The 24,821-nt window shown below is 61.8% G+C and carries 21 protein-coding genes; 7 read left to right on the top strand and 14 right to left on the bottom strand.

Annotated features, from left to right (window positions below; all coding sequences use genetic code 11):
- Positions 1 to 159 precede the first annotated feature (159 nt).
- A complete protein-coding gene (locus BW940_RS06895; RefSeq protein ID WP_076608467.1) occupies positions 160 to 765 on the top strand; it encodes a hypothetical protein in 606 nt (201 codons plus the stop codon).
- A 213-nt stretch (positions 766 to 978) separates the two neighbouring features.
- On the opposite strand, the gene BW940_RS06890 is transcribed toward BW940_RS06895, so the two are convergent.
- The 5 genes from BW940_RS06890 to BW940_RS06870 all read right to left on the bottom strand — a co-directional run bounded on the left by BW940_RS06890 (position 979) and on the right by BW940_RS06870 (position 4,636).
- On the bottom strand, positions 979 to 1,461 hold the full coding sequence (locus BW940_RS06890) for a 50S ribosomal protein L11 (RefSeq protein ID WP_076608466.1): 483 nt from the start codon (positions 1,459 to 1,461) through the stop codon (positions 979 to 981).
- Positions 1,462 to 1,648: 187 nt separating this feature from the next.
- Positions 1,649 to 1,951 (bottom strand): divalent-cation tolerance protein CutA, encoded by a 303-nt coding sequence (gene cutA / locus BW940_RS06885; protein WP_076608693.1) that lies wholly within the window; start codon positions 1,949 to 1,951, stop codon positions 1,649 to 1,651.
- Positions 1,952 to 2,036: 85 nt separating this feature from the next.
- Positions 2,037 to 2,228 carry an HEWD family protein gene (locus BW940_RS06880; RefSeq protein WP_076608465.1) on the bottom strand — a complete coding sequence of 64 codons (192 nt, stop codon included), beginning with the start codon at positions 2,226 to 2,228 and terminating at the stop codon, positions 2,037 to 2,039.
- A gap of 123 nt (positions 2,229 to 2,351) precedes the next feature.
- A complete protein-coding gene (locus tag BW940_RS06875; protein WP_076608692.1) occupies positions 2,352 to 3,863 on the bottom strand; it encodes a phosphoenolpyruvate carboxykinase (ATP) in 1,512 nt (503 codons plus the stop codon).
- A gap of 335 nt (positions 3,864 to 4,198) precedes the next feature.
- Entirely contained in the window at positions 4,199 to 4,636 is a 438-nt protein-coding gene (locus tag BW940_RS06870) for a cupredoxin domain-containing protein (protein ID WP_076608464.1), read from the bottom strand.
- A gap of 121 nt (positions 4,637 to 4,757) precedes the next feature.
- On the opposite strand from BW940_RS06870, the gene BW940_RS06865 reads away from it, so the two are divergent.
- The 3 genes from BW940_RS06865 to BW940_RS06855 all read left to right on the top strand — a co-directional run bounded on the left by BW940_RS06865 (position 4,758) and on the right by BW940_RS06855 (position 8,833).
- The gene (locus BW940_RS06865; RefSeq protein WP_076608463.1) at positions 4,758 to 5,483 is read left to right on the top strand and encodes a protein sorting system archaetidylserine synthase; all 726 of its coding nucleotides are present in this window, start codon (positions 4,758 to 4,760) and stop codon (positions 5,481 to 5,483) included.
- Between the two features lie 72 nt (positions 5,484 to 5,555).
- The gene (locus BW940_RS06860; protein ID WP_076608691.1) at positions 5,556 to 6,893 is read left to right on the top strand and encodes a HEAT repeat domain-containing protein; all 1,338 of its coding nucleotides are present in this window, start codon (positions 5,556 to 5,558) and stop codon (positions 6,891 to 6,893) included.
- A gap of 116 nt (positions 6,894 to 7,009) precedes the next feature.
- Positions 7,010 to 8,833 (top strand): phospholipase D-like domain-containing protein, encoded by a 1,824-nt coding sequence (locus tag BW940_RS06855; protein WP_076608462.1) that lies wholly within the window; start codon positions 7,010 to 7,012, stop codon positions 8,831 to 8,833.
- A gap of 126 nt (positions 8,834 to 8,959) precedes the next feature.
- Here the strand turns inward: BW940_RS06855 and BW940_RS06850 are convergent, their stop codons facing one another.
- The 7 genes from BW940_RS06850 to BW940_RS06820 all read right to left on the bottom strand — a co-directional run bounded on the left by BW940_RS06850 (position 8,960) and on the right by BW940_RS06820 (position 19,273).
- The gene (locus BW940_RS06850) at positions 8,960 to 9,394 is read right to left on the bottom strand and encodes a metal-dependent transcriptional regulator (RefSeq protein WP_076608461.1); all 435 of its coding nucleotides are present in this window, start codon (positions 9,392 to 9,394) and stop codon (positions 8,960 to 8,962) included.
- Between the two features lie 142 nt (positions 9,395 to 9,536).
- Positions 9,537 to 10,031, bottom strand: a complete 495-nt coding sequence (locus BW940_RS06845) for a type 2 periplasmic-binding domain-containing protein (protein ID WP_076608460.1) — start codon at positions 10,029 to 10,031, stop codon at positions 9,537 to 9,539.
- A gap of 125 nt (positions 10,032 to 10,156) precedes the next feature.
- Positions 10,157 to 11,251: a hypothetical protein gene (locus BW940_RS06840; protein ID WP_076608459.1), complete on the bottom strand. Its 1,095-nt coding sequence runs from the start codon at positions 11,249 to 11,251 to the stop codon at positions 10,157 to 10,159.
- 178 nt (positions 11,252 to 11,429) lie between these two features.
- On the bottom strand, positions 11,430 to 12,665 hold the full coding sequence (sufD, locus tag BW940_RS06835) for a Fe-S cluster assembly protein SufD (protein WP_076608458.1): 1,236 nt from the start codon (positions 12,663 to 12,665) through the stop codon (positions 11,430 to 11,432).
- Between the two features lies 1 nt (position 12,666).
- Positions 12,667 to 14,097 carry a Fe-S cluster assembly protein SufB gene (gene sufB / locus BW940_RS06830; protein WP_076608457.1) on the bottom strand — a complete coding sequence of 477 codons (1,431 nt, stop codon included), beginning with the start codon at positions 14,095 to 14,097 and terminating at the stop codon, positions 12,667 to 12,669.
- A 61-nt stretch (positions 14,098 to 14,158) separates the two neighbouring features.
- The gene (locus tag BW940_RS06825; RefSeq protein WP_076608456.1) at positions 14,159 to 15,073 is read right to left on the bottom strand and encodes an ABC transporter ATP-binding protein; all 915 of its coding nucleotides are present in this window, start codon (positions 15,071 to 15,073) and stop codon (positions 14,159 to 14,161) included.
- Positions 15,074 to 15,307: 234 nt separating this feature from the next.
- On the bottom strand, positions 15,308 to 19,273 hold the full coding sequence (locus BW940_RS06820; RefSeq protein ID WP_076608455.1) for a DNA polymerase domain-containing protein: 3,966 nt from the start codon (positions 19,271 to 19,273) through the stop codon (positions 15,308 to 15,310).
- 120 nt (positions 19,274 to 19,393) lie between these two features.
- Between BW940_RS06820 and BW940_RS06815 the strand changes: the two genes are divergently transcribed.
- From BW940_RS06815 to BW940_RS06805, 3 genes are all read left to right on the top strand, one after another.
- Entirely contained in the window at positions 19,394 to 19,579 is a 186-nt protein-coding gene (locus BW940_RS06815) for a DUF7331 family protein (RefSeq protein ID WP_173834859.1), read from the top strand.
- 98 nt (positions 19,580 to 19,677) lie between these two features.
- Positions 19,678 to 20,232 (top strand): DUF7322 domain-containing protein, encoded by a 555-nt coding sequence (locus BW940_RS06810; RefSeq protein ID WP_076608454.1) that lies wholly within the window; start codon positions 19,678 to 19,680, stop codon positions 20,230 to 20,232.
- A gap of 68 nt (positions 20,233 to 20,300) precedes the next feature.
- Entirely contained in the window at positions 20,301 to 20,786 is a 486-nt protein-coding gene (locus BW940_RS06805; protein ID WP_076608453.1) for a DUF7346 family protein, read from the top strand.
- Between the two features lie 43 nt (positions 20,787 to 20,829).
- Here the strand turns inward: BW940_RS06805 and rad50 are convergent, their stop codons facing one another.
- Positions 20,830 to 23,508 carry a DNA double-strand break repair ATPase Rad50 gene (gene rad50, locus BW940_RS06800; protein ID WP_076608452.1) on the bottom strand — a complete coding sequence of 893 codons (2,679 nt, stop codon included), beginning with the start codon at positions 23,506 to 23,508 and terminating at the stop codon, positions 20,830 to 20,832.
- A complete protein-coding gene (gene mre11, locus BW940_RS06795) occupies positions 23,505 to 24,788 on the bottom strand; it encodes a DNA double-strand break repair protein Mre11 (RefSeq protein ID WP_076608451.1) in 1,284 nt (427 codons plus the stop codon). The genes rad50 and mre11 overlap by 4 nt, the downstream gene beginning before the upstream one ends.
- Positions 24,789 to 24,821: the final 33 nt, after the last annotated feature.

Below are 24,821 nucleotides of genomic sequence, written 5' to 3'. Positions count from 1 at the left end.
TACTCGAAACCGGCCGTAAACTCGACCTCGAATCGGACGAGAATGCGACCGAACGACACCCACAGATCTCACTCGAGACGCCGTACGCAGTCCGAGAACGTGTGAGAATAACCTCAAAGACCGAAAATACTATTGAGAAGAAGAGTGTAACTTTCCGGTATGTGGCCATTAGATTTATATATAGTCAGTGATTTGATGGCATTCGAGTCGTTCGCACCGCTTCTCGTACGTGGAATCGGTCTCGAAACGTATCAGTCACTCGGCGCACTTGAGCGGGCTGGCATCCAGTTTGCCACGACACTCGTCGTTGCGATGGTGGTCCTGGGGTTGCTTCAGGGGTACGCGCCGAGAACGGTGACGAAATCACGCCGGAGCCCGATCATTTCGCTCTGTATCGGGCTGCCGACGCTGCTCGTTCTCGCCGGACTCACAGGGACAGGGTATCTAATCGTCGGCACGAGTCTCGGTGCGTTCTTTGGTATCGTCCTTGTCACCGTCGGGCTGACAGTCATCCCGATCCTGACCGTACTCGGTCTCGTCGCGATCGGTTACGCCGTTGTGGCGCGTCTGGGTGCTGATCAGTTGTGGGTCGGCGTTATCGCTGGCAGCGTCCTGAGCGGCCTTGTCGGCCTATCGGTGGCCGCGTCCGTCATCACTCTCGTTTTCGCTGGCTCACTTGGTATCGGCGCGGGCGTGCGCGTGCTCCGGTCGAGTGGATCGACGACCCCTGACGAACGGACGGTCCCGCCGGCGAACAAGATTTAACGCGTCAGTTCGTCGTGACTCGAGCACTGACACGAACTTCTGGCAGTCGATTCTGATGCACCTGCGGCCTGCCCTGCGGGTATACCGGGACACAGTGACCGCAGACCGTCTGCGACGGTCTGCAAGTCAGACTAGCGGCCAACAGCCATGGCCTGCGCTCTTGGCGAAACAGTGTCGAAAAATGGTCTCGTCCGGCGTCGACGTCCGAACCGATTACGCGTCTGCCGCGAGTACGTCGTCGTACTCGCCGTTGTCGACTTTTTCTTTGAAGTCTCGAGCGTCGTCGCCTTCGATGGTGACGCCCATCGAGGCGCAGGTGCCGACGACTTCTTTTGCCGCGTTGATCGTGTCGTAGGCGAGCAGGTCTGGGTGTTTCTGCTCGGCGATCGTCTTGACCTGTTCGACCGAGAGGTCAGCGACGAAATCCTTCTGTGGTTCGCCGCTGCCGGTTTCGAATCCGGCTTCGTCTTTGACGAGTGCGGCCGTCGGTGGGACACCGACGTCGATGTCGAACGAGCCGTCGTCGTCGTAGTTGACGGTGACGGGGACTTCCGTCCCGTCGAACGCTGCCGTCTGGTCATTGATCTCCTGTACGACTGCCTGCACGTCGACGGGCGTCGGTCCGAGCTCGGGACCGAGCGGTGGGCCAGGGTTGGCCTGGCCACCCGGAACGAGCACTTCGATGGTTCCAGCCATACCCGTCACAACCCGTGCGCGAGTTTTAAGGGTTGCTTTTTCCGGCAGTCACGGCCTGCGATAGTGTGACGGACTGGCTTGGGGAGGGGCAGCAGTCAGCCGGTCATGCGGACTGCTGTCAGTCAGCTTCGGCGCGACCGCGAGCCCATCCTGCGGTCGCGCCGGGACATCGGGACCGCAGACCGGATCAGTCGACGGTTTCGGCCCGCCACGTCGCGAACGACTCGAGGACGTCGGCCTCGTCGAATCGCTCGATACACGGGACGTCGTGGGGGTGAAGCGACTCGACGCGGTCGACGAGGGCGTCGTAGGCGCTGTCAGTCGTTTTCGCGAGCAAGACGATCTCGTCGTCGTGATGGATCTCACCCTCCCACCGGTACGTCGAGGTTGTCGATAGCCGATTGACGCAGGCTGCGAGTCGCTCGTCGACCAACGTTTCGGCGATCACATCGGCGTCGGCTGGTGGCACGGTGATATAAACGGTCGGCACACTGTCGGATACGGCCGACACCGCAAAAAGGCCCGCGCACCGCTCGTGACACGTCGCGATGACCTGCCGTCGCAGTTGTGTCTGCTTACTCTTCGGGTTCGGCGACCGGGTTGAACGTCCCATTGATATCCCACTCGTGGAGACAGTGTGGGTTGCCGACCTGCTTCTCGCCATCTTCACGGGCGAGTTGCCAGGCCTCGAGGTCGCTATCCCATCGTTCTGCTCGACCACATCGTTCGCATACGCGGGCCGTTGGCGTTCGTACCTGTGGACTCATTACCGGAGGTGGGAACTGCACTCATATAACAGTATTCCTGTTCGACAACGCCATAGATCGTCCGAAAGAGATGGTTAACACGTCAAAACAGGGGTCGACAGCGATACGAACTCGCTGTGTCGATCAGTAGACGGCGTCCTTGATCTCGTCGCGGAGTTCGTCGAACTGCTCGAGATACGCACGCCGCTCGTCGCGGAGTTCTGCAACGGCCTCGTCGTACTCTTCGACGTGGTCGGGGACGTAGTACTCCTCGATGTCCAGTCCGGGAACGGATTCGGGGATCGTCAGCCCAGTTTTGTCGTCGTCGGTCCACTCGATCGTCCCGCGTGCCGTTTCAGTCAGCACCGTGACGGATTCGGTGACGCCGATATCTTTGGATTTCGCGCCGAGATAGCCCGTGTTGATGACGAAACACTCGGCGTTGAGATCATCGATGAGATCCTGGAAGATGTTGCCTTCCTCGCCTTCGGGACCCATAATGAAGGGGTTCGTGCCGACGACACGAATCGACTCGCCCGCTCGAGACGGATCGCCAGCGCTGGTCTCGATCGACTCACCGAGCATGAAGGCGACGGCAGCCTGCTTGTCGTTGAGTTTTGCGACCGGCGGCATCAGCGGGTTTCGCGTGATGAAAAAGACCTGATCCATCCGCTCGAGATCGATCTCGTCGTCGGCGCTCTCGAGTTGGTCGCGCTGGATGATCGCCCGGGAGTTTGCGGTGTAGCGGTCCTCCTCGAAGTGGACCGTCCCGTCGTCGTCGACGGCGACGTTCTCTAAGATCGCCGACTCGTCGGTTGCAGCCTCGTAGAGTTCGGGTTGCTCGTCTTCGCCGAGACCGATCGTCTTGATGAACAGCCCTTCTCCTTCGCTGCCAGGAACCGAGCCGTCCGGCAGGAGGCCACAGACGTCGTCCTGTAACATCGTGGCGTCTTCTGGGTCCTCGAGCCAGCAGCCGTGAGAAGTCAGCGTTGATTTGCCGGTCGCCGAAAGTCCCATGAACACCTGCCCGACGGTGCGCAGGTCGTCGTCGTCATCGCGGACGCGAACGCGCTTGCTGCCGGCGTGGAGGCCGAGTCCGCCCTGCTCTTTGATTCGGAACATGAACAGCCGGAGGAACGACTTCTTGGCCTCACCGGTGTAGTCGCTGCCTAACACCGCAGTGAAGCTCTCATCCGGCAGGACGCGGATCGCCGTTTCGTCGTAGTCGGGAAGCTGGACGGTGTAGAGGTCGGGTTCGCGGCCGTCAGTCGGTTCGAACAGGTTCGCCCACGCCAGCGCGATTCGGGCGTGTTCGACGGGGACGAAGAACCGGCAACAGAAGGTGGCATCCGGGTGACGCCCCATCAGACGGTCGACGCACACCAGTTCGCGCTCGCCGGCGAGGCCGACCGCATCGTCGACCAGTTCGTGGTCGTGGTCGGAAAAGTCGTGATCGACGGTGTTTTTCGTCCGATCAGAACTCCGCGATCGGTACTCACTGACATACGACGGGGATCCGAACTCGGTCGTCGTCTCGTCGTCGGCCGCGAGTTCACGAAGTTCTGCAAGCGATGGGTTGTACCGGACGTTCGACGCTGTCGTTGGATCGGGAAGCTGCCGGACCAGCGGACGGGTCTCAGCCCCGGTTTCGGACATATACATAGACCACCGTGAGCCCAATGTATAAACATGGAGGATTCTGACCGGTGTATGTCATATCCTACCCAGTGACCAGATGTCATACGGTATTTTATGCCCCAAATCCGGCCTAAACGGCTGATCTGTTATCCAGCAGCTAGCTGTCTCAAATCATATAGGTCCGGAAATATACTCGAGAAAGGAATAATTCTCATCGACCGACTGCAGTACCCCGAGGTCGAGCAACGGGGAATTCACTCGAGGCAATCGAGATCGAGACGGTACCGACGACGGACACTCGGGGTCGTGATGGCAGGCTGTATGGACCCGTTGTGAGCGCTCGAAGGCACTGACTACTCGGAGACGATAATCGTCCCGACCATCCCGGCTTTGACGTGTGGCTCACAGATGTACGTGTACGTTCCGGGGACCTCGAACGTGTGTTCGAACGTATCGCGAGGACCAAGCCGACCACCCGTGCGGTCGTGCCAGGCGTTGCGGGCCGTCTCCTCGTCCTCGAAGCCGCCAGTTGCAAAATACTCCGCATCCTCGGGAATGCTGTTTTCGAGGGCGGTCACAGTGTGGTCGGCGCCGCTCGTGTTTTTCCAGACGACGGTTTCGCCGACCTGCGTCTCGTACTCGTCGGGGAGGAACTCGTTTCGACTCATGCCGATCGTACACTCGTCGCCGCTACAGGGTTCGTCTTCGAAGGCGCTTCGAACGGCCGAACAACCAGCCAGTCCGGCGGAGACGGCGGTTCCGACGGCGGCGAGATAGACGCGCCTGTTCATACGAACGCGTTAGGAGAGTCGCGACATAACGGCCCCGGTTCGATCGTCGAACACCGAGTCGACTCGAGTGGGCGTTCGGAAACGAAAACACGTAAGGTAACTCCCCGTCGAATCCGCGAATATGCTTCCCCGGTTCGTCGGGCGACTCGGTGTCGCCGACGCGGTGACGGTCACCAACGCGGTGCTGGGATTCATCGCCGTCGTCATCGCCTTTGTTGACATCACTCTCGCCGCGCGACTGATTCTGCTTGCAGCGATCGCAGACGGGCTGGACGGAATCCTCGCCCGTCGGTACGGCGGCACCGACGCCGGCCCCTATCTCGACTCGCTGGCCGACGTCGCTTCCTTCGCCGTCGCCCCTGCCGTCCTCGCCTTCGTCGTCATTACCGATGGCTTTAATATCGGCTTCGATACGGTGACGACCGAGTTGCTGCTGGTCACCGCGATCTGTGGGCTGTTCGTCGCCATGGCCGTCACCCGGCTCGGCATGTACACCGCATACGACGTCAGCGGAAGCTGTACCGAGGGCGTCCAGACGACGCTCGCGGCGACGATCCTCGGGGCGGCGATCCTCGCTGGCGAGACCGAGCCGTGGCTCGTCCTCGCAGTCACGGGCGCGTTCTGTTATCTAATGGTCTCGCGGATCCAGTATCCCGACCTGCTCGCCCGCGACGCCGGGATCATGGGCATCGTCCACGTACTCGCGATTCTCATCCCCACGTTCGCCGGCCGAACGTTCCCCTACGCCCTGTTGACGCTTGGGATCGCATACATGACGCTCAGTCCGTGGTTCTACTGGCGGGAGGAGACACAGCCGGCAGCGTCCGAACTGCATGGAAACGCTTAGGGCGGTCCTGACACGACCGTAGTGTATGCACACCGCCACGCGTCGACGTCGTTTCAGCACCCGGGTGATGCCATGAGCGACGACGAGTCTGCCGGTGCCGACGAAACAGACACTGAGGAGGAACGCGAACCAGTCGACCTCGAGGCCATCCGCGACGACCTCGGGTCCTTCGAGGACGACGTCGAGCGTCTCGAGTCGGCCCTCGAGGCCGCCGACACCGAGGACGATCTGGACGTCGTCGAAGCCGACCTCGAGGCGTTTCGCGACGAGTTCGACGAGGTCGAAATCCCGGAGCCGCCGGAGACCGAAGACGACGACGAGGAAGACGAGGAGCCAGCGCCCGAAGAAGTCCTGCAGGAGCGCTACGACGAGATCGACAGCGACGTTTCGGATCTCGAGTCGGACCTCGAGGACCAGCGCGGTCCCTACGGCGAAGACGTCGTCAGCGAGATCGAAAGCGCCAGCGGCACGATCACCGGCACTCGCTGGACCGAGGAGGGGAACGCAGAGCTGCTCGCGGCCGTCGACGACTTCCTCGAGACGTTCAACGAGCTGCTCGACACGTCCGTTACACGAACCGACGAGGGCGACGAGGTCCCCACCCAGCTTGAGGCCACCCTCGAGGACGCAGCCGACGCCGTCGACGACGCTGATCTCGATGCCGACGACGACGCCGAGACGATTGCCGGCCTGCTCGAGTGCTGTGACGATCTTCAATCCGATATCGACGATTCCACCGAGTGGACCGACCTCAAGGTTCGTGAACAGATGCGCCGGGAGGGCTTTTACGACGTGCTCGACCACGTCAAGGACTTCCCGCCGGAGTGGCACGCGCTCAAAGTCCATGAGAAACGCGGCAACGTCGAGATGATTCTGCTCGCCCTCGAGACGTTCGATTCGGACTTCATGGAGGAACACTGCCTCGAGGCCTTAGAACGAATGGGCCCCGAGGAGGCCATCGAACCGATGCTCCAGAAGGCCAACCGTCGGGACACGGCCGCGATGAGCATCCTCGGCAAGATCGGTGTCGACAGCGACGACGTCGTCGAGACGCTGCTCGATTACGTCGATTCGAACCCGAACCTCCAGCAGCCGGCGTTTAGAGCACTCGGCGAGGTCGGGGCCGAGGATGCCGTCCAGCCGATCGCCAATCAACTGGTCGACGAGAATCCGGACGCCCGAAGCTGGGCCGCCCGCGCACTCGGCCTGATCGGTGACACTCGCGCGATCGAGCCGCTCGCGGACGTGCTGGCCGACGACGACGAAGACCGCGTTCGCGCCAGTGCTGCCTGGGCGCTCAACCAGATCGGCACCGCTGCGGCTCTCGAGATCGTCGCCAACTACGGTGATGACCGCGCGTATCTCGTCCAGGCCGAAGCTGAAAAGGTCTCCCTCGAGCCGGCAGCCTGAGGGACGCGGACGACTCGTTTTTTGCCGATAACCGCCCCGTTGTCCGTTCCGAGCACAGTAGGCTCCCGTGACCGACAGCCGAGTGTTTATATCTCAAGGGGCGGCCAGACCGACCGATGGAGCGCCGACGGGTCGCACTGGTCGTTCTCGCTGCGGTCGTTACCCTCGGGCTCGTCGCCAGCGTGACGCCGGGGGTCTGGTCCACAACGGACGAAACCGAAACGGACGGCAGTTCAATAGCGACGCCCAGACAGCCCACCGAGACCGCCCCTCCTTGTCCCACTGGCATGACAGCAGGCACAACGAACGGGCCAACGAACACCACCGACACCGGCCCACGGATCGTCGAACTCTATCCGAATCCAACCATCGACGGAAACGTCGGGGAGTACCTCGTCCTCGAGACCGCCTCGGAGACGTCACTCGAGAACTGGACGATTACCGACGGGCACACGGTCGCGACTCTCCCAAACGAGACCGTTAGCGGACGCGTCGCAGTGAGTGCCGATCCGAACGTCACCAAGAGGCTGACTGACGATCCCGTCCTCGAACTCGAGGGAACACTTCGACTCGCCGTCGACGGCGACGACCTCGTCGTCCGGAACGGATCGACAACAGTCGATGCGGTCTCGTATGATCGCGCGCCGGTGGCAGAGCGCTGGTACCGAACCGCCGACGAGCACAGCGAGACGGCAAGCGCCGAACCTACCGGAACCACGCCTTCGGCCGACGGGGGTTGGCACCCTCGAGACGCGACCTGTCTCCCGGTCTCGAGTCACGATATCGACGAGGCGACGGCGTTCGTCCTTCCCGATGCACCCGCGCTCCCACGGAAAACGCTCCACGAGGCCGACAATCGACTCCTGCTGGCGGGCTATACCTTTACCTCGAGTCAAATTGCGGACGCCCTTGTCGCGGCGGCCGACCGCGGCGTCGACGTCGCGGTCCTCCTCGAGTCCGGCCCCGTCGGCGGCACGCCACAGGCGGCCAAACCAGTCCTCGAGACGCTCGAGGCCAGCGACGTCGATGTCCGCGTCATTGGCGGCGAGGGTGCTCGCTACCGCTACCACCATCCGAAGTACGCCATCGTCGACGACACGGTACTCGTCACCAGCGAAAACTGGAAGCCGTCGGGTATCGGCGGCGGGTCGAGTCGTGGCTGGGGTGTTCGGCTCGAAGACGAGCATCTCGCGGCTGATCTCGCCACGGTCTTTCGAGCGGACCACGGGGGGTGGGACACCGAATCCGGCGCGAACCACCTGCACACCACGTCGTTCGTTGACGACGACAGCAAGCGGACGGCTCCCCGCACACACCCAACCGAGTACGACCCAATGACGGCCGCTATCGACTCGGCCGAACTCCTCGTCGCTCCGGACAACGCCGAGCGACGGGTGACGGAGCTGCTGGCTGAGGCCGACGACGAAATCCTCGTCAAACAAACCAGTATCGACGGCGACGTCGCCGTTCTCGAGGCGACGGTTGACGCCGCCCGCCGTGGCGTCGACGTCAAGATCTTGCTCGATGCGACGTGGTATCACGAAGCCGAGAACGAAGCGCTGGTCGCCGACCTCCAGCGACTGGCCGCCGAGGAATCACTCCCGCTCGAGGCCAGGCTCGTCGAGGAAACCGACCGGTTCGGGAAGATCCACGCCAAAGGTGTGGTGATCGATCGGGAAGTCGCCGTCATCGGAAGCGCCAACTGGAACGGGAACGCGTTCGAAAACAACCGTGAAGTCCTCCTTGCAGTCCACGGCACGGAGCTTGCGGCCTACTACGCGGCCGTCTTCAACGACGACTGGGAGGGCAACCCCGAACTGTGGACGCTTCCGTTTGGAATCAGTGCCACCGTCGTCGCTGCCCTCGTTCTCGCAGCGCTCGTCGGTCGTCGGTACGTTCGTTTCGGCGAGCCGCGGTCTCACTCGGACTTGGAGCCCTAACGACGGCGATCGGAGTCACCACGGTCCGGTGACTCAGACGGAGCGCTGTCTGTCAGTTCTGGATCGATCTGGATCGACTGTGAAGCCGCGTGCGGTCGCGCCGGGACACAGGGACCACAACCCGTCTCAGTCCGCACACCCGTCGGGACCGACCTCGAGTCGCTCACAGTAATCCAGTTCGGGGTCGAAACAGTCCGGGCAGTCACTGGGCCGGTTGATAATGGTGTCGAGGCGCTCGGCGACGGTGTCGTCGATGACGCTCTCTAAGGCACGTGCCTCATCGCGGAACTCCTCGACCTCGAGGACGTTCGCGAGAAACCGTTCGATAATGCAGTAGGTCTGGAGGGCATTGTGTGCGCGTTCGATCCCCTCATCGGTCAGGCTTGCCCCCTTGTACTTCTCGTGGTCAACGAGTCCGCGCTCCTCGAGTTTCCCGATCATCTCGTTGACGCTCGCCGGACTGACATCGAGTAAGTCCGCGAGTGTGCCGGTTGATGCAGGGCCCTCTTCGATTCGTTGTGCGAGATAGATTGCCTTGAGATACTGATCTGCAGTGTTCATTGTGTCCCTCCGTTGAGGCCGTCCGTCGCGGTGGTCGCTCGTCGGACTGACAGCATCCGGGCGTCCATACGGACGCGTGTTCGCCGAAGTGCCGTTCGAAGTGTCGTGACCCGCGTCCCGGCAACATTGTTCAGCTGCACGATCATGCTCGTTGCTCCATGATCTCGGTCACTTCTTCGACGCCCTCACGTTCTTCTTCTCGAATTCCGTAGAGGGTCTCGAGCAGTCGGTCACGATCGATGGCGAACTCGGCATCAGAGGCCTCGATCGCGTCGATCAAGTCGTCGTAGAACTTGTACGCCGTTTCTTCGTTTGCCAGTTGGTCATAGAGAACGCCATCGGTGTCCTCCGGCGGCCCATACTGGGCGTCGACCAACATGTTGATCTCCTCGTAGGGGACCGTCTCGGCCTCGAGGTCGTCGATCAGCGCCTCGAGCCGCTCGCGGTGGACGGCCGACTCCTCGGCGGCACAAACGAGCAACTCCCGGACCGCCTCGTCGACTGCCGCTCGCTCGTCCGGTGGCAGCGAGTCGAGGTGGTGGGCGGCGCGTGACTCGACGAGTTCCTCCAGGACGACCCCGATCTGGAGCAGCCGAGTCAGCTGGTTGTCGCTCGAGACACGCTGTCCCAAACTCATACGACGATGTCCGGGCTGCTGATACTTAACCGTCCCTACTCGGTGGCTGGTCCCGTCTAACGGGTGCTCTGTGGGACACAAACATGGCCGCCGGCTCGAGGACAGCCCGCCCGTGTTCGGACGGATCACCCCTCGTACCGCCAAACGCGTGTTCCGTCGCCCCCGTCGACGCAATCGACTTGTTTTAGCCCCGCCTTGATACACCGCCACCAGCCGTCTGCCGTCTCATAGCCGGCCGGACACTCCGTATAGAGCGCGTCGACGAAATCGGATCGACGCGCTCGCCTCTCGTCTCGCACGTACGCAAGCGCTCGACCAACGGCGTGACGGCGTTTCTCGACCGTCTCGGTCGAGCGGCCCGGAAGCGAGAGCGCCTCGAGATCGGCGAGATCTTCGCCCGGTTGGACACCGTTTCCGGGAAGCCGAGTCGAAGAGGCGTACTCGAGGCCGGTCTGGACCTCCCTGTTCAGGCGCTTGCGTGTCGTTGCAACCGCTCGCCGGGAGAGTTCGTCGACCCGATCGAACTCGACCGTTTCGAGCACGTCGGCATCTTCCGAGACGGGGTCGCCCGGAATCCGGACGATGCGTTCCGGGGACAGCTGAGGGACGTGCATTCCCGGACTTGAGTCCTGAGTCGGTTCCGATTTCTCACGCGCTGCTGAGGGCTCCTTGCTCGAATCTCGGCCCGACTCGTCGACTGCCGTCGGGGAGTCAGCGCGCTCGCCGTCCGTTTTGGTCGCCGAACCGCTCGGTGTGCCCTCACTCGAGATGGTCGTCCGGGGCGATCCTCGGACCTCGACCGATGGATCGCTCTTCGGTCGCGTCCAGCCGTCACCGTCCGTTCGCGATTCACTTGAGGCCGCTTGCGGCGCGTCGTCGGCTCCGGTTGTGGGTGCTTGATCGACTCCGCAGTCGGCGTGTGCAGAGGACGGTGTCTGGGTGTCGGGATCCAACGAGCAACGATCATCGCCCGGCTGTGTCTCCGACGCAGCTGTGGGTTCTCGGTCGGTCGCGACTGCCAGCCGTTGCTCGAGCGTGGCGATCCGATCGCGAGCGGCCTCGAGGGACGCGGTCGTCTCATTGGACTCGGCGGTGATCGAGCCGCGGTGTTCGATAATCCAGCGGACGTACGCCTGGCGACTCTCGAAACCGAACCGTTCTCGCTCGGCCTCGAGTGTGTCGACGAGCTCGTCCTCGAGTTCAATGGAGAGGGCCCGCATACTGTGGTGTACCCGGTCATCGTACAAAAGTCGTCGTCAGACACGGTGCGGAAAACGTCGCCCCCTCGCTCTTGACTGTCGGTCAGCAACTGTTCGCGGACAAAAAGAGCGTCGTTGGCGAAGCCGCCGTGGGTACAATCCCACGAACCGTTCACTCGCGCGCGACTCGCGTCGTTCGTTACGCTCGCTTGCGAAGCCGCGCAGCGATCAGGTCTTCGAGGTCGTCACGCAGTTCGTCGACGTCGACTTCCTCTAAGACGGGCACGAAGAAGCCCTCGACGAGCATGTTGCGTGCCGACCGTGGGTCGACACCGCGGGAGGTCATATACAGCAGATCCTCCGCATCGATCTGGCCGACCGTCGCGGAGTGGCTGGCCTCGGTGTCGTGGTTGTTGATAATCAGCTTCGGGGAGGCGTCGGCCTCGGACTCGTCGCTGAGCATCAGCGTGTTCTCGCGCTGGTAGGAGCTAGTGTCCCAGGCATCCTGTCCAACGTCTTGGACGCCCTCGTAGACCGAGCGAGCGACGTCGTCGGTGACGCCACGGGTGACGAGGTCGGCCGTCGTGTGCTCGGCACGGTGCCAGACCTTAACATCGAGGTCGAAGTGCTGGTCGTTGTGGCCGTAGAACGCACCGACGATCTGGGTCTCCGAGGAGTCTCCGTTGAGCTCCGTCGAGACCTCAGTCTTGGTCAGCTGGGTGCCGATGTTGCCCTCGATCCAGTCGATCGTGGCGTACGTGTCCGTCACACCGCGCTTGACGGTGAAGTTGTAGGCGTCCTCCGAGAGGTTCTGGAGGCTGCCGTACTGGACGTAGCTGTTCTCGCCAGCGGCAACCTCGACGATGCCGCTGTAGTACTGCTCGTCTCCTGCTCGCGGCTCGCTGTCCTCGCCCGTTGCTTGGCGCTCTAAGATCGTGACCGAGGACGACTCCTCGGTGACGACGAGCGTGTAGTTGAACAGCGAGCGGGAGTTCTGCTCGGTGCGGATGGTGACGTCCTCGGCGTCGACGCCCTCGGGGACGTAGATGACGGTCCCGGTGCTAAAGAGGGCGGTCGACAGCGCCGTCAGGTAGTTCTCCTGGGGATCGACGATGGAACCGAAGTGCTCTTCGAGGAGTGCTTCGTGCTCGTCGACCGCTTCGGCCCACGGAAGCACGTCGACGTCCTCGGGACCGACCTGGTCTTTGTTTTCGGCCGCGTTGAGCGGGTCCACGAGCGACTCGAAGTCGAGTTCGTGGAAGTTCGTCCAGTCTCGGCCCGGCGTCCGGATGACGTCGGGCATATCGAGGTCGTCGAGTGCCTCGAGGGCCTCGAGACGGGTCGCTAAGAGCCACTCGGGCTCGTCGAGGTTCCCGCTGATCTCGCGTACCTGTTCCTCCGTCAGATTGGCGTGTACCTGTGTTCCTGCGCTCATATTATCCGAGGCTACCCTCCATCTCGAGTTCGATGAGGCGGTTGAGTTCGACCGCGTATTCGATCGGCAGTTCCTCCGTAATCGGCTCGATGAAGCCGGCGACGATCATCTTCTTGGCGTCGTCGTCGTCCAGCCCGCGGCTCTGGAGGTAGAAGATGTCCTCGTCGCCGATCTTGCCGACGGTCGCCTCGTGGGCGACGTCGACTTTCGATTCCTCGATTTCCATGTACGGCATGGTGTCGCTGGTCGACTGGTTGTCGAACATCAGCGCGTCACACTCGACGGCAGTCGAGGAGTTCTCGGCTCCGTCGGCGATGTGGACGAGACCGCGGTAGTTGGTGCGGCCGCCGTCCTTGGAAATCGACTTGGACTCGATTGTCGAACTCGTGTCGGGCGCGTTGTGGTAGACCTTCGCGCCGGTGTCGATGTTCTGGCCCTCGCCGGCAAAGGCGATGGTGATGTGGGTGTCCGTCGAGCCACGACCCTTGAGGATCGTACATGGGTAGAGCATGGTTGCTTTCGAGCCCATGCTGCCCGAGATCCACTCCATCGTCCCGTTTGCCTCACAGATCGCGCGTTTAGTGTTGAGGTTGAACGTGTTCTTCGACCAGTTCTGGACCGTCGAGTACTGGACGTGAGCGTCTTCGCCGACGAAGACCTCGACGCCACCGCTGTGGAGGTTGTGTGCGCCGTATTTGGGTGCCGAACAGCCCTCGATGTAGTGGACTTCCGACCCTTCTTCGGCGATGATCAGCGTGTGCTCGAACTGGCCCATCCCTTCCGAGTTCATGCGGAAGTACGCCTGGACTGGCATCTCGACGGTGACGCCCTCAGGAACGTAGACGAACGAGCCGCCGGACCAGACGGCACCGTGGAGGGCGGCGAACTTGTTGTCGCTTGGGGGGACACAGGTCGTCATGAAGTGCTCTTTGACGAGCTCGGGATGCTCCTGGACCGCGCGGTCCATGTTCATGAAGATGACGCCTTTCTCCTCCCACTGTTCTTGCATGTTCTGGTAGACGACCTCGGACTCGTACTGGGCACCGACGCCCGAGAGGGCGTTCTTTTCGGCTTCCGGAATGCCCAGTTTGTCGAAGGTGTCTTTGATCTCGTCTGGCAGCTCCGTCCAGTCGTCGACGCCTTCGCGCTTGTCGACGTCCGGGCGGATGTAGGGAATGATCTCCTCGATGTCCAGCTCGGTCAGATCCGGCTGACCGGGCCAGTCCGTCGGCAGCGGCATGTTCTGGTACTGCTCGAGTGCACGCAGACGGCGCTCGAGCATCCAGTCTGGCTCGTCTTTGTCGTCGCTGATCAGTCGGACGACCTCTTCGGTGAGGCCCTTGTCCGATTTGACGGCCGAGCGCTCTTCCTTTTTGAACTCGAACCGCGCTTCAGTGTCAGTTTCTTTGAGGTGGTCTTGATCGGAACTCATAATGTGATTGTGTATATGGTTACGGCTGTAGGGTTATTACCGTTGTTCTAGCCGAATTCGGTTACGCGGTGCCGTAAACCTCGTCACGGACCCAGTCGTAGCCCTTGTCCTCGAGTTTCGCTGCAAGCGAGGCGTCGCCGCTTTTGGCGATCTGGCCGTCGAGCATCACGTGAACGTGATCGGGTTCGACGTAGTCGAGGATTCGCTGGTAGTGGGTGATCTGGAGGATACCGGTGCCTTCCTGATCGCGCAGCGCGTTGATGCCATCGGAGACGTCCTGCAGCCGGTCAATGTCGAGCCCGGAGTCGATCTCGTCGAGGACGGCGATCGAGGGTTCGAGGATGGCTGCCTGAAGGACCTCGTTCTGTTTTTTCTCCCCGCCGGAGAAGCCGGCGTTGAGGTAGCGCTGGGCGAACATCTCGTCCATATCGAGCGCTTCCATCTTCTCCTGGAGGATCTGCTGGAACTCGGCGACGCCGACTTCGCCCTCGTCTGCGGGGCCTTCCATCGGTGAGGTCTCAAAGCCTTCGTCGGCCTCCTCGTCTGCGTCTTCGTCTCCATCGTCGTCCTCGAACAGTTCCTCGCGCTCTTCGATCTTGGCGTTCAGCGCCGTGCGCAGGAAGTTCGTCATCGTGACGCCGTCGATCTCGGCCGGATACTGGAAGCCGAGGAAGATCCCGAGCGCGGCACGCTCGTTGGGCTCGAGGTCGAGCAGGTTCCAGGTTCGATGGTCTTCGTCGATCTCGATTCCCTCACCGAACTCGCCTTCCTCGAGATGGAGCAGGACCTCACCCTCGGTGACCTCGTAAGCCGGGTGGCCGGCGATGACCTTCGCGGTCGTCGACTTCCCGGAGCCGTTTGGCCCCATCAGCGCGTGAATTTCGCCCGATTTAACCTCGAGAGTAACGCCCTCGAGGATCTTCTCGTCGCCTTCTGCTACTTCCGCGTGCAGGTTGTTTAGTTCGAGACGTGCCATAGTACTCTGTCACCTAAACCGTAGGTCGTATGACTCATAACGGTTTCGTATCCGGTTGGATACGATCCCAATTGAAAAAGATTAGTTCACAAAACAAAAACAGAAGCTACGTTTCAGCGTATTTTGATCGTGATAGTCGCCCAGAACCCGTCGTACTGAGGGAGTTCTGTAGGACGTCAATTTTCGCGCAAAAAGGTGGTCGTCGATGGTGTCTGTGCCTCGAAACTCGACTCGCTACATGAAGCTATCCAGACCTTTCTGCTCCTGGCCGCTTTTGACCTCCTCCCACGAGACACCGAGTGCCTCGAGAATGCGTTCGATCGGGCCTTTCAGCGTTTTCTCGAGCATCGTGTCGTAATCGACTTCGAACGCCTCGGGGATCTGGTCGTCGTACTCGAAACAGATCACGTCGGGGTCGCGTTTGAACGCGCCATAGAGTGGATCGGTGCGGGCGTCGAACCCTTCCTCTGCCTCGAGTCGCTCGAAAAAGGACGGATCGACGCGATCCAGATAGAGCCGTTTTGGCTTGCTGCCACGCTGGAAGTTCGTCCCGAGCAGCAGGTTGGCGTACTTCGCGCCGCGGACCTGTGCCGTGTCGGTGTCGTAGTTGTCCAGTCGCTTGCCGATCCCGCCCGGAATGGCGATCTCCTCGAGCGAGATGTTGCCCGTCCTGACGTCCTCGATAATCTCGTTGAGGTACTCCTTTGTCCCCTCGACGTCGCCCTCACGGACGATCTTCTCGATGACCTCGTGTTGGACCTCCTTGGTGATCGGGGCGATGTCCGAGCGCTGGTACTCGAAGCCAACGATGTCGATCGTGTCGACGTCTTTGCCCTCTTTCCAGGTGATATGGCCGGCGTAGCGTTTCTTTTTGCCCGCCTGGAAGAATCGCCGATACAGTTTCTCGAACTCGATCTGGAACCGGTGGAGCTCGGCATTGAGCTCGTCGCGCGCGAAGTCGTCGTACCGATCGTTGATGTACTCCTCGATCTCGAACGATTGCTCGAGCGCGTCGGCTTTCGGGACGTCGGGGCCGAGCTCGAGCATGACCGAATCGGTGTCACCATACGCGACCTGATAATCCAGTTCGGTTGCGGCAGTCTCGGTGAATTCGATGACCTCGCGCCCGGTGGCAGTAATCGCAGCTGCCGCCTCTTTATCGTAGAGACGGAATCGTTCCCACCCCGACACGCCGTACAGCGATTGGCCGACGAACTGGAACGTACCATTCCGGCCTGCAAGCAGCGTGTGGTTGTCCGCAACGGTGACGCAGTAGACGCCGTTTTCGGCCGTACTTTGGGCGGAGCTGCGATGCATTCGAAGTGTGTTCTTCGAATCTTCAGTCACGTAGATTCGCCACGAGCCGCTATCGCGGTTGTAGTTGGCCGTCAGTCCGAGATGTGCGCAGAGTCGAAGCACGTCATCTCGGAGTTTGTCACTCGAGGTCGTATATCGCCAGGCGTTCGTCTGTCGATCGCCGTCACCATCGATCAGGACCTTGAGAAACCGTCGTTTCTGTCCGCGACTGCACTCGAAGACGAAGTCGGGAATTTGCTTCTCGAAGCTGCCGTCGCCACAGAGCGATGTCAGGAGGTTTCCGAGGAGTTTCGACGTCACCGAATACGAGCGGTCGTCGACGTAGTAATCGAATCCCATCTCATCGAGAAGAGTGCCGATCGTCGTGTGATGGTCGACGCCACCGTCAGTGACAGGCAGTTTGTCTTGTGCGAGTTGTATCGTCGTCGCCGAGCCACGGACGTTCTCGCCGAACTGTTTGTCTTCGGATGTGTAGATGTTGCCTTCCGTGACAAACCACGCGAGCAGGTCGAGGAAGTCGTCGCCATCGTATGTCCGTGGGATCCATTTCCGGCCGGATTCCCGGTGGATGTAGCTCAGTTCACAGACGTCCTCGATGTATTCGCGGTGTTCCTCGAACTCTTCGGCAGTGAAGACGTAGCCTGTTTTCCCGACATCGGCCTTTGGCACGCGACGCGGTGTCCAGCCGAGTTCTGCGGTAAACGTGTGGCCGTGGACAGACGGTCGGACCCAGACCTCGTACTCACCGTCGATCAGTTCCGTGAGGTCGACTTGCTCGAGTTCCTCACCGTCAGGTCCCGTCCAGTCGTGAGGGAGTTCGTAGTTGGTCGCTCGGTCAAGATCTCCTGCCTCGACGAAATCGTATTCGTCTTCGGTAATCCCGTTCGTCTCGTTCTTTCGGACGAGCATCCGGTGATTCGGCGTGACGCGGAAGTCGATCTTGCTCGTCTCGATGTCGATTAGCTCGCCGTCGTAGTCGGGATAGGCGTGCGTTTCGACGACTGGCTTGACCTCCAGTTGCTCCGTCTTCGGATCGAGTGAGTACACCTCGTCGCCGATCTCGAGGTCGGTGATATCGCGAACGCCGTCGGGAGTCAAGACTTCCGTGTCCGGCGTAAAGCAGTTCATGATAACCTTTACCGCACCCTGCTGACGGTCGTACTGCTCGTACTCGAGCGAGCCGGGTTCGTACTCGTTTCGCAGCGACTTTTTTTCCTCGCGCTCGGCGAGCAGTTCGGTGATCATCTCGCGCATGACGCCGTCGGGCTCTTTCCGGAAGTGGATCGGGTCGGGCCGAGTCGGTGCGACGTAGGTCTCCCCGCCGTACTCGTCGGGGTCAACTTTCGTCTCCGGCGAGGCGTTGACCGTCGTCATGCACATCGGGTACAGCGATTTCAGGTCCAGCACGGTGACGTTCTCTTTGACACCCGTGATGGGATCGAAGACGGCCCCGCCTTCGTACTCCTCGCCAGCCTCCTGTTGGCCCTTCGAGGGCAGCGCAAAGCGGCCGTGGGCCTCGTGGAGAACGTACATGTCGACTGCGTCGCCGGGTGTGGGGGCGTCCTCGAGTTTACAGCCGACAAAGGAGCGCACCTCATCCCAGAACGGGATGATCTCCTGTTGGCGGTCGAGTTCGACACAGAGTTCGACGTCTCGGAGGTTGTACGCGAGCAGTTGGGTGGGATCGTCTTCCCAGAGGTCACCGATGTCACCGGCGTAGCGTTCCTTGCCGACGCCGAGTTCGGCCTCGCCGACGGCGTCCAGCCGATAGGAATCGAGTTCCGAGAAGACCATCCGCTGATAGCCATACAGCAGGTCGAAGACGACCCGGCCCTTGATGTCCGGCCCGCCCCAGTTGCTGCGCCAGACCTCATCCACTCGAGAGAGGCGATCGATCTCGAGATCGTACTCGTGGTGGGGGCCCTGCAGTTCCTCGAGGCGGTCGAGGAAATAGGGGGCGTCGAAATCCTCGAAGTTCCAGCCCGTCAGGACGTCGGGATCGGTTTTTTGGATGTACTCGATGAACGCCTCGAGCATCGCTTCTTCCTCCTCGAAGCTCCGGACTTCGTGCTCGAGATCGCCCTCGATCGGCTCGTAGTCGGTGATCGCGTCGGGGACCGGGCCGTCGCCGACGGGGGCCTCGTAGAGCCACATGATGTACTCGTCGCGATAGGAGTCGTGGCTCGTCAGACAGACGATCGGCTCCTCGCCGTCCTCGGGAAAGCCCGAGCGGTCGTCGACCTCGATGTCGAACGTACAGATACGCGGGTTGGCGTCGACGTCTACGGCTTCGACCTCGTCGTGTGGAACGACCAGCGAGCCGTCGTCGGCCCGGCGTTCGGGCACGCGAATGCCGCTGCGGACGTCTTTGTCGATCAGAAACCGGTTCGGAAAGAGAATGTCGGCTTCGAAATGCTGGAAGTCATCACGCACTTGCCCGACGTCACGGGGGGTCTGCCCAAAGATCTTGGTGAGGTTCTCGCCACGAATACTCTCGTATGGCTCACCGTCGGCATCGACCTCGCGGCTCCCGGTTAACCGATCGTACTGCTCTTCGGGGGGGCGCTCGAGCGAGTCCGTCGGTGCGTAAAAGTAGGGTCGAAAGCCGACGACTTGGACATGCTCGAGTTCGTCGTCGGCTGTCCGGCCGAAGACGTGCATGATCGGTCGTTCCTCGTCGCCGTAGCCGGCGATGGTGTAATCGACCTGCATCACGGCCAGCTCGCAGTCGCCGTCAGGTTCGGGAAGGGTCTCCTCGACGACGTCGATCACCTCGCCAGCGCTTGATCCACCGTTGCCAGCAATGGCAACGGCCTCTTCGTCCGGTCGCTCGTCGGACTCTTGAGAAAAATCTGCAAGTCCGGTTTGGCCCGCCTCAGTCATGGTCTTCGAGTTGGCAGCGACTGGATAAAAACCCCCACAATTCAGCTGACTGGCCGTGGCTGTCTGAGTATTGCAGGTGCAGCAAGACATATAACGTGGTAACACATACCATGGCGGTAGGTGATCGAAGTGTCCACCCACGTCAACGACGACACGACGGATCGAAGCGAGCCACGTAGTGAACCAGCGGGCACCGCGACGGTCGAGTCCTACGAGACGGACGACGGTGTTGTCTTCTATGACGCCGAAAATCCGCTCGCGTGGGTCGAAACCTCGCAGACCTTTTCGCTTTCAGAAGTCGCCTGACTGTCTCGGCGAGCGATCAGTGTTGCTGTTCGACTGTTCTCGACATAATCAACGATCGAACACGAACGCTTTTTTGAGTCGTTGTCCACCGTTCGAGTGTGGGAGCCGATCGATCCGAGCACGAACCCGACGAACCCGACGAGTACGATCCCGAAGCGGCGTTCAGGGACCCCGATGACGACTCACTGACTATTCCTCAAGTGCCGACCGAAGACGCGGGGTCGGACCTGCGGTCGGATCTCAAAGCAGAGTTCGAGGAGGATGCGACTGCTCCAGAATTCTCGACGGCGGATACCGACGTCGATAGCGACCTCCTCACACATTTTTGGGCGCTCGTGCTCGTCGTCAACGCCGCCGTCTTGGCGTTTGCACTCAGCCTTCTCTTTCTAGTGTTCGAGGGCGAAGAGACCTACAGCGCCTATCTGGGGGCCGCCGGCCTCGTTTTCGCTGGCTTTGCGATCCGTCGCTACCGAACGTTCGAACGACCCGACGACACCACGGCAGAAGGTGACGACGATACCAGCGGCGAACCGACTGCCGACACGGCTGAGACAGCGGACAACGACCTCGAGGCAGCCGACGAATCCCCGTCCAAATCCAACGACGCCACTAACACTGACACCAACGACGAACGGCCCCCCAGATCGACGTAACGGGATGCAGGCGAAACTACTTCAATAGCGGTCTCCCTACATCAGTCACCGGACGAGCACATACGATCATGAAAACCGTCCACGACGACACCGGCAAACGGTATCTGCTTCTCAAACGCTCCGAACACGCGAGCCTCGTTCGAAATCCGAAGAACGGCAACGAGTGTTACATCCAGAACGACCGCCTCGAGGACGACACCGACGAGTCACCTCTCGAGACAGCGGCTCGAACCATCTCCGACCCGGTCCGAACGCTCCTGACGAACGTCCACGACGAGGCGACGCTCGGACTCCTGATCGAACTCGATAATCGCGGCCCGCTCGGTATCCGCACGCTCCTCGACGAGTACGACTTCTGTGAGAGCGACCTCCACGGCCGGCTCACGGTACTGTCAGCCGCTGGCTTGCTCGAGCAAGTCGATATCGCCTGCGAGCGCGGCTATCGAGCCACCAAGACATGTACGACCGCGCTCGACCAGCTTCCAACGGCGTCGGAACACGACCTTGGGGCGGTCGCCGAGTCGTCGGATGGAACCGCAGACAGCAGCTCGTAAGCGCCGTCTCGAGTGCGGTACAGGGCCACACCCACCGTCCCGATCAGTCCGATGCGAGCAGCTCCGCTTGGGGCGGCTCGCCACGCTCGAGCCGCGAGCGGTTCGATGTGGCATCCTTTTCGATGCGGACGAGTGAGTCCGCCGCGCCGACGAGTTCCTCGTCGTGGCTCACGACGACGATCTGTTCGACGCCGAGGTCGCGCATCGACTCGACCAGCGAGACGAGTTGCGTGACGTGACCGGAGTCAAGAAACACTGTCGGCTCGTCCAAGATCAGCGGCGGTAGCGGGGCCGTTCCCTCGACACCCTCGGCGAGCAGCCGATAGATCGCACACCGCAGGCTGAGGTTGAAAAGCGCCCGTTCGCCGCCCGAAAGCTGTTCGGGCTCTAAGGTCTCACCGTCTTTCTGGTAGACGGTCAGGCGATACTCGCCGTCGAGATCGATCGCCGCGTAGGAGTCGTTCTGGTAGACCAACTCGAACGTCTCGTTGAGCAGCCGTTCTAAGGTCTCGACATTTTGTTGGCGGAGCTCAGCCCGCAGGTCGGCGTAGGTCGCCTGCAGCGTCTCGGCTTCGTCGTACAGCGACTCGAGGCGTTCACACCGCTTCTCGACGCCCTCGAGACGCTCGCGGAGCTCTTCGAGTTCCTCGAGTTCCCGTTCGGCGGCCCCGATCGCGTTCTGGAGGTTGTCGTGTTTGGACTCCAGGTCCTCGAGTTTCGCGTCGACTTGCTCGAGGTAGTTCTCGGCGTTTTGCTTGTCATTGCGGGCGGTTTCAATGCGGTCCTCGTCGAACTCCGACTCGAGATCGCGCTTGCGCTCGCGTTTGTTCGAGAGCGTCTCGCGGCGCTCGTCGTTCATCGTCTGCCAGTCCTGACGGCGGTCCCGGAGCGTCTCGATTTCGCCCGCAAGGTCATCACGTTCGTCGCCGACCGCAGCGATGCGTCGGAGCGACTCGAGTGTGTCTTTGATCTCGCCACGGTCGGTGTTGATCGCGCCGAGTTCGGCCCGGTAGTCGGCGACCTCGTCCTCGAGGTCGTCGGCAGTCGCGCGTTCGTCCTCGGCGTCGGTCGCGTACGTCTCAGCATCCTCGCGCAACTGCTCGCACTGGTCGCGTCGCTCTGCAAGCGTCTCGCGTTTCTCCGCGAGGAGTTGCTCGATGTTCTCCCGGTTCTCCTCGAGCCGGTCGACCTGCCGTTCGGCCTCGCGGAGCTCCTCGGCACGATCGAGCCGGTCGTCGAGCTCGTCGCGTTTGACCTCGAGGTCTTCGCGTCGATCGTCGAGTTCCGCGAGTTCCTCGCGTTTGTCGTCCAGCACGTCAACGTGTGGGGAGTCCGCGACGGGCTGGCCACACTCGGGACACTTGCCCTCCTCGAGCAGCCGTTCGCCCTCATCGATCGCGTTCTCGACGGTCCGAATGTCGGCGGTAACGTCACCGATCTCGTCGGTCAGTGCCTCGCGTTCCGTCTCGAGCGAGTCGCGATGCTCGGCGGCCTCACCGAACGCGATCGGGGCATCGTCGAAGCGCTCGCGTGCGGCGGTGATTTCGGCCTCGAGCGCCTCTAACTTCGCTTCACGATCCTCGATGGCCTCCGCGTCGGCCTCGAGTTTTGCATCGAGGTCGTCGGCCTGCTCGCGGGCAGCCTCGGCTTTGGACTCGAGCTCGTCAGCCGCCTCGCGGCAGCGTTCGATTTCGCTCGTGGTCTCCGTGACCGAAACGCGGATCTCGTTGAGGTCGTCTTGAAGCTCGTCGTCACGTGCCTCGAGGTCCGCAATCCGTGTCTCGACTGCGTCATCATCGCCGGCCTCGAGATCGGTCTCGGCCAGCAGCTCCTCGCGCTCCACGGCGAGTTCCTCGCGTCGGTCCTCGAGGTCTCGAATCTCGTCGTTTGCGTCCTTGCGCTTGCGTTCGGTTTCGGTGATCTTCGACCGCAATTCCTCGATTGCCGTCTCGAGCGTCGTGATCTCCTCACGGGTTTCCGCGTGGCGCTCGAGGACGTTTTCGGCGCTCTCGAGGGTGTTTCGTGCCTGCTCACGTTGTGTTTCGAAGCGGTCGATCTCCTCGCGAACGTCGTTTTGGCGGGATTCGAGCCCGTTCAGGCGCTCATGAAGCTCCTTCCCTTCTTTGTGCTCGACCTGTTTGTGGAGATCCTCGAGGACTTCCTGTTGGCCGTCGAGGACCGTCTTGACGCCGAGTCGGGCGTCGCTGGCCCGTTCGCGATAGGTCTCGAGGGCCCCAAGCTGGAGGAGGTCGTCGATCATGTCCTGGCGATCGCTCGGCGAGGCGTGGATCAGCTTGTTGACCTCGCCCTGGCGGACGTAGGCGCAGTTGACGAACGCCTCGGCGTCCATCCGCAGGAGTTCAGTTACCTCGCGGCGGACATCCCGTGCGCCTTCGATCGTCTCCGTTGGCGTCTCGAGGACGCATTTCGCCGTCGTCGCTCGGTCACCGCGGAGTTTGAGATGGCGTTCGATGTGGTACTCGCGGCCGTCGTGGGTAAACCACAGTTCGACCTCGCTTTCGTCCTCGCCGGTCGTAATGACGTCATCTAAGGTGCGATCGTCCAGTGCCTTCGAGCCGTAGAGGGCGAAGAAGACGGCCTCGAGCAGCGTCGATTTGCCGCTGCCGTTGACGCCGTGGACGACGGTGACGCCGCGCTCGAGTCCGAGTTCGGCTTCCTCATAGCACTTGAAGTTCAGCAGTCGGATGCGGTCGACCCTCATGCGAAATCACCCAGTGAAGCGGTATCTGCGGGTCCACTGTCCTCATCATCCGTCGTCTCCCCTGTGGATTCGTCACTGTCTTCTAGATCGTCGCCCGCCTCTGGAAGCTGGTCTGCGACCGTCGTCACGTCCTCGTCATCGGGCTCACGGTCCGGAGCCGGATCGAACGCAGCCACGTCCTCCTCGAGAATCTCCCGGACGCGGCGTTCGACGGTTTCGCGGACGTTCGAATCCACCAACTCATCGTTTCGGACGGTTTCGTCGAGTTCGAGGGCAGCGTCGCTGAGGCCCAGTTCGCGGACGCGTTCGCGAACGGCCGCGTCGGGGTCGGCGAAGTTCACCGCGAGTTCTTCGTCCTCGTCGGGGAGTTCCCGGCGGTCGTTGACGCGGGCGACGAGTGCGCCGCGGTCGATGGCGGCTTCCTCGATCGATGCCGGCGTGATCGGCCGGCCATCGCCTTCGATTGTTACGATGACGACGGCGTCCTCGAGGTCGTACTCGCGAACCCGTTCCTGAACGCGGTCGACACCCTCGCCCTCGGCGAGGTCGACGTCGACGAAGACGAACTCGCGGGTATCGGTGAGCCCGCGACGGCTGATCGAGACGGCGTCATCATCGAAGTCGACGAGGTTGTAGCCACGGTCCTCGCGTTCGCTCGCGCTTGCCCGTTCGGTCGAGCCACAGTAGGTGACCCATGTGTCACGCAGTTCCGCAGTGTCGGGTTTGTGGTTGTCACCGAGCAGAACGGCGTCGAACTCGACCGTCGATTCGGAGAGTAGTCGCTCGGTGTCCCAGTCAGCGTGGGCGAAGGGCTCGAACAGGCCGTGGCTCACGAGCGTCGCGTGGTCGGCTGCCTCGGGGACAGGGGCAAACTCGTACTCGAGGTCGTCGCGGCGGGAGCGAGGGACGAAATCGAGTCCGTAGACGGCGACGTCGTCGATCAGTTCGGGCTCGGCCCCGAGTCGCGTTGCCAGCCCGAGATCGGCGAAGAGATCGAGCCACTGGGCGTCGCGTTTGCCCTCGTGGTTGCCGACGACGGCGAGAAAGGGAATGTCGGCGTCGGCGAGCGTTCGCAGGATTTCGACGGTGCCCTGTAAGTCGACCAGTCCCGGCCGACGGTCGTGAAAGAGGTCGCCCGCATGGATTACGGCGTCGACGTCGGCGGCGACTGCGTCTTCGACGACGGAGCGGAAAGCCTCGAGAAAGTCCTGGCGTCGCTCGGGCGAGTTGTACTGCTGATACCCGATGTGGGTATCGCCCGTATGGAGTACCCGCGTCATTGCTCGCTCGTTGGCGGGCGCGTCCTAAAGGGG

The organism is Natronorubrum thiooxidans (assembly GCF_900156475.1).
Classification (GTDB): Archaea; Halobacteriota; Halobacteria; order Halobacteriales; family Natrialbaceae; genus Natronorubrum; species Natronorubrum thiooxidans.
Note: the sequence above shows the minus strand (reverse complement) of the source record. Positions and strands in the feature narration are given on the sequence as shown.

What these genes read in the sequence shown, in the direction of transcription:
- BW940_RS06870 (WP_076608464.1), bottom strand. Translation starts at nt 4,636, where the DNA reads ATGAACAGGCGCGTCTATCTCGCCGCCGTCGGAACCGCCGTCTCCGCC.
- BW940_RS06890 (WP_076608466.1), bottom strand. Translation starts at nt 1,461, where the DNA reads ATGGCTGGAACCATCGAAGTGCTCGTTCCGGGTGGCCAGGCCAACCCT.
- BW940_RS06850 (WP_076608461.1), bottom strand. Translation starts at nt 9,394, where the DNA reads ATGAACACTGCAGATCAGTATCTCAAGGCAATCTATCTCGCACAACGA.
- sufD (WP_076608458.1), bottom strand. Translation starts at nt 12,665, where the DNA reads ATGAGCGCAGGAACACAGGTACACGCCAATCTGACGGAGGAACAGGTA.
- BW940_RS06865 (WP_076608463.1), top strand. Translation starts at nt 4,758, where the DNA reads ATGCTTCCCCGGTTCGTCGGGCGACTCGGTGTCGCCGACGCGGTGACG.
- BW940_RS06895 (WP_076608467.1), top strand. Translation starts at nt 160, where the DNA reads ATGTGGCCATTAGATTTATATATAGTCAGTGATTTGATGGCATTCGAG.
- BW940_RS06855 (WP_076608462.1), top strand. Translation starts at nt 7,010, where the DNA reads ATGGAGCGCCGACGGGTCGCACTGGTCGTTCTCGCTGCGGTCGTTACC.
- sufB (WP_076608457.1), bottom strand. Translation starts at nt 14,097, where the DNA reads ATGAGTTCCGATCAAGACCACCTCAAAGAAACTGACACTGAAGCGCGG.
- rad50 (WP_076608452.1), bottom strand. Translation starts at nt 23,508, where the DNA reads ATGAGGGTCGACCGCATCCGACTGCTGAACTTCAAGTGCTATGAGGAA.
- BW940_RS06825 (WP_076608456.1), bottom strand. Translation starts at nt 15,073, where the DNA reads ATGGCACGTCTCGAACTAAACAACCTGCACGCGGAAGTAGCAGAAGGC.
- BW940_RS06880 (WP_076608465.1), bottom strand. Translation starts at nt 2,228, where the DNA reads ATGAGTCCACAGGTACGAACGCCAACGGCCCGCGTATGCGAACGATGT.
- BW940_RS06845 (WP_076608460.1), bottom strand. Translation starts at nt 10,031, where the DNA reads ATGAGTTTGGGACAGCGTGTCTCGAGCGACAACCAGCTGACTCGGCTG.
- BW940_RS06820 (WP_076608455.1), bottom strand. Translation starts at nt 19,273, where the DNA reads ATGACTGAGGCGGGCCAAACCGGACTTGCAGATTTTTCTCAAGAGTCC.
- BW940_RS06805 (WP_076608453.1), top strand. Translation starts at nt 20,301, where the DNA reads ATGAAAACCGTCCACGACGACACCGGCAAACGGTATCTGCTTCTCAAA.
- BW940_RS06875 (WP_076608692.1), bottom strand. Translation starts at nt 3,863, where the DNA reads ATGTCCGAAACCGGGGCTGAGACCCGTCCGCTGGTCCGGCAGCTTCCC.
- mre11 (WP_076608451.1), bottom strand. Translation starts at nt 24,788, where the DNA reads ATGACGCGGGTACTCCATACGGGCGATACCCACATCGGGTATCAGCAG.
- BW940_RS06840 (WP_076608459.1), bottom strand. Translation starts at nt 11,251, where the DNA reads ATGCGGGCCCTCTCCATTGAACTCGAGGACGAGCTCGTCGACACACTC.
- BW940_RS06860 (WP_076608691.1), top strand. Translation starts at nt 5,556, where the DNA reads ATGAGCGACGACGAGTCTGCCGGTGCCGACGAAACAGACACTGAGGAG.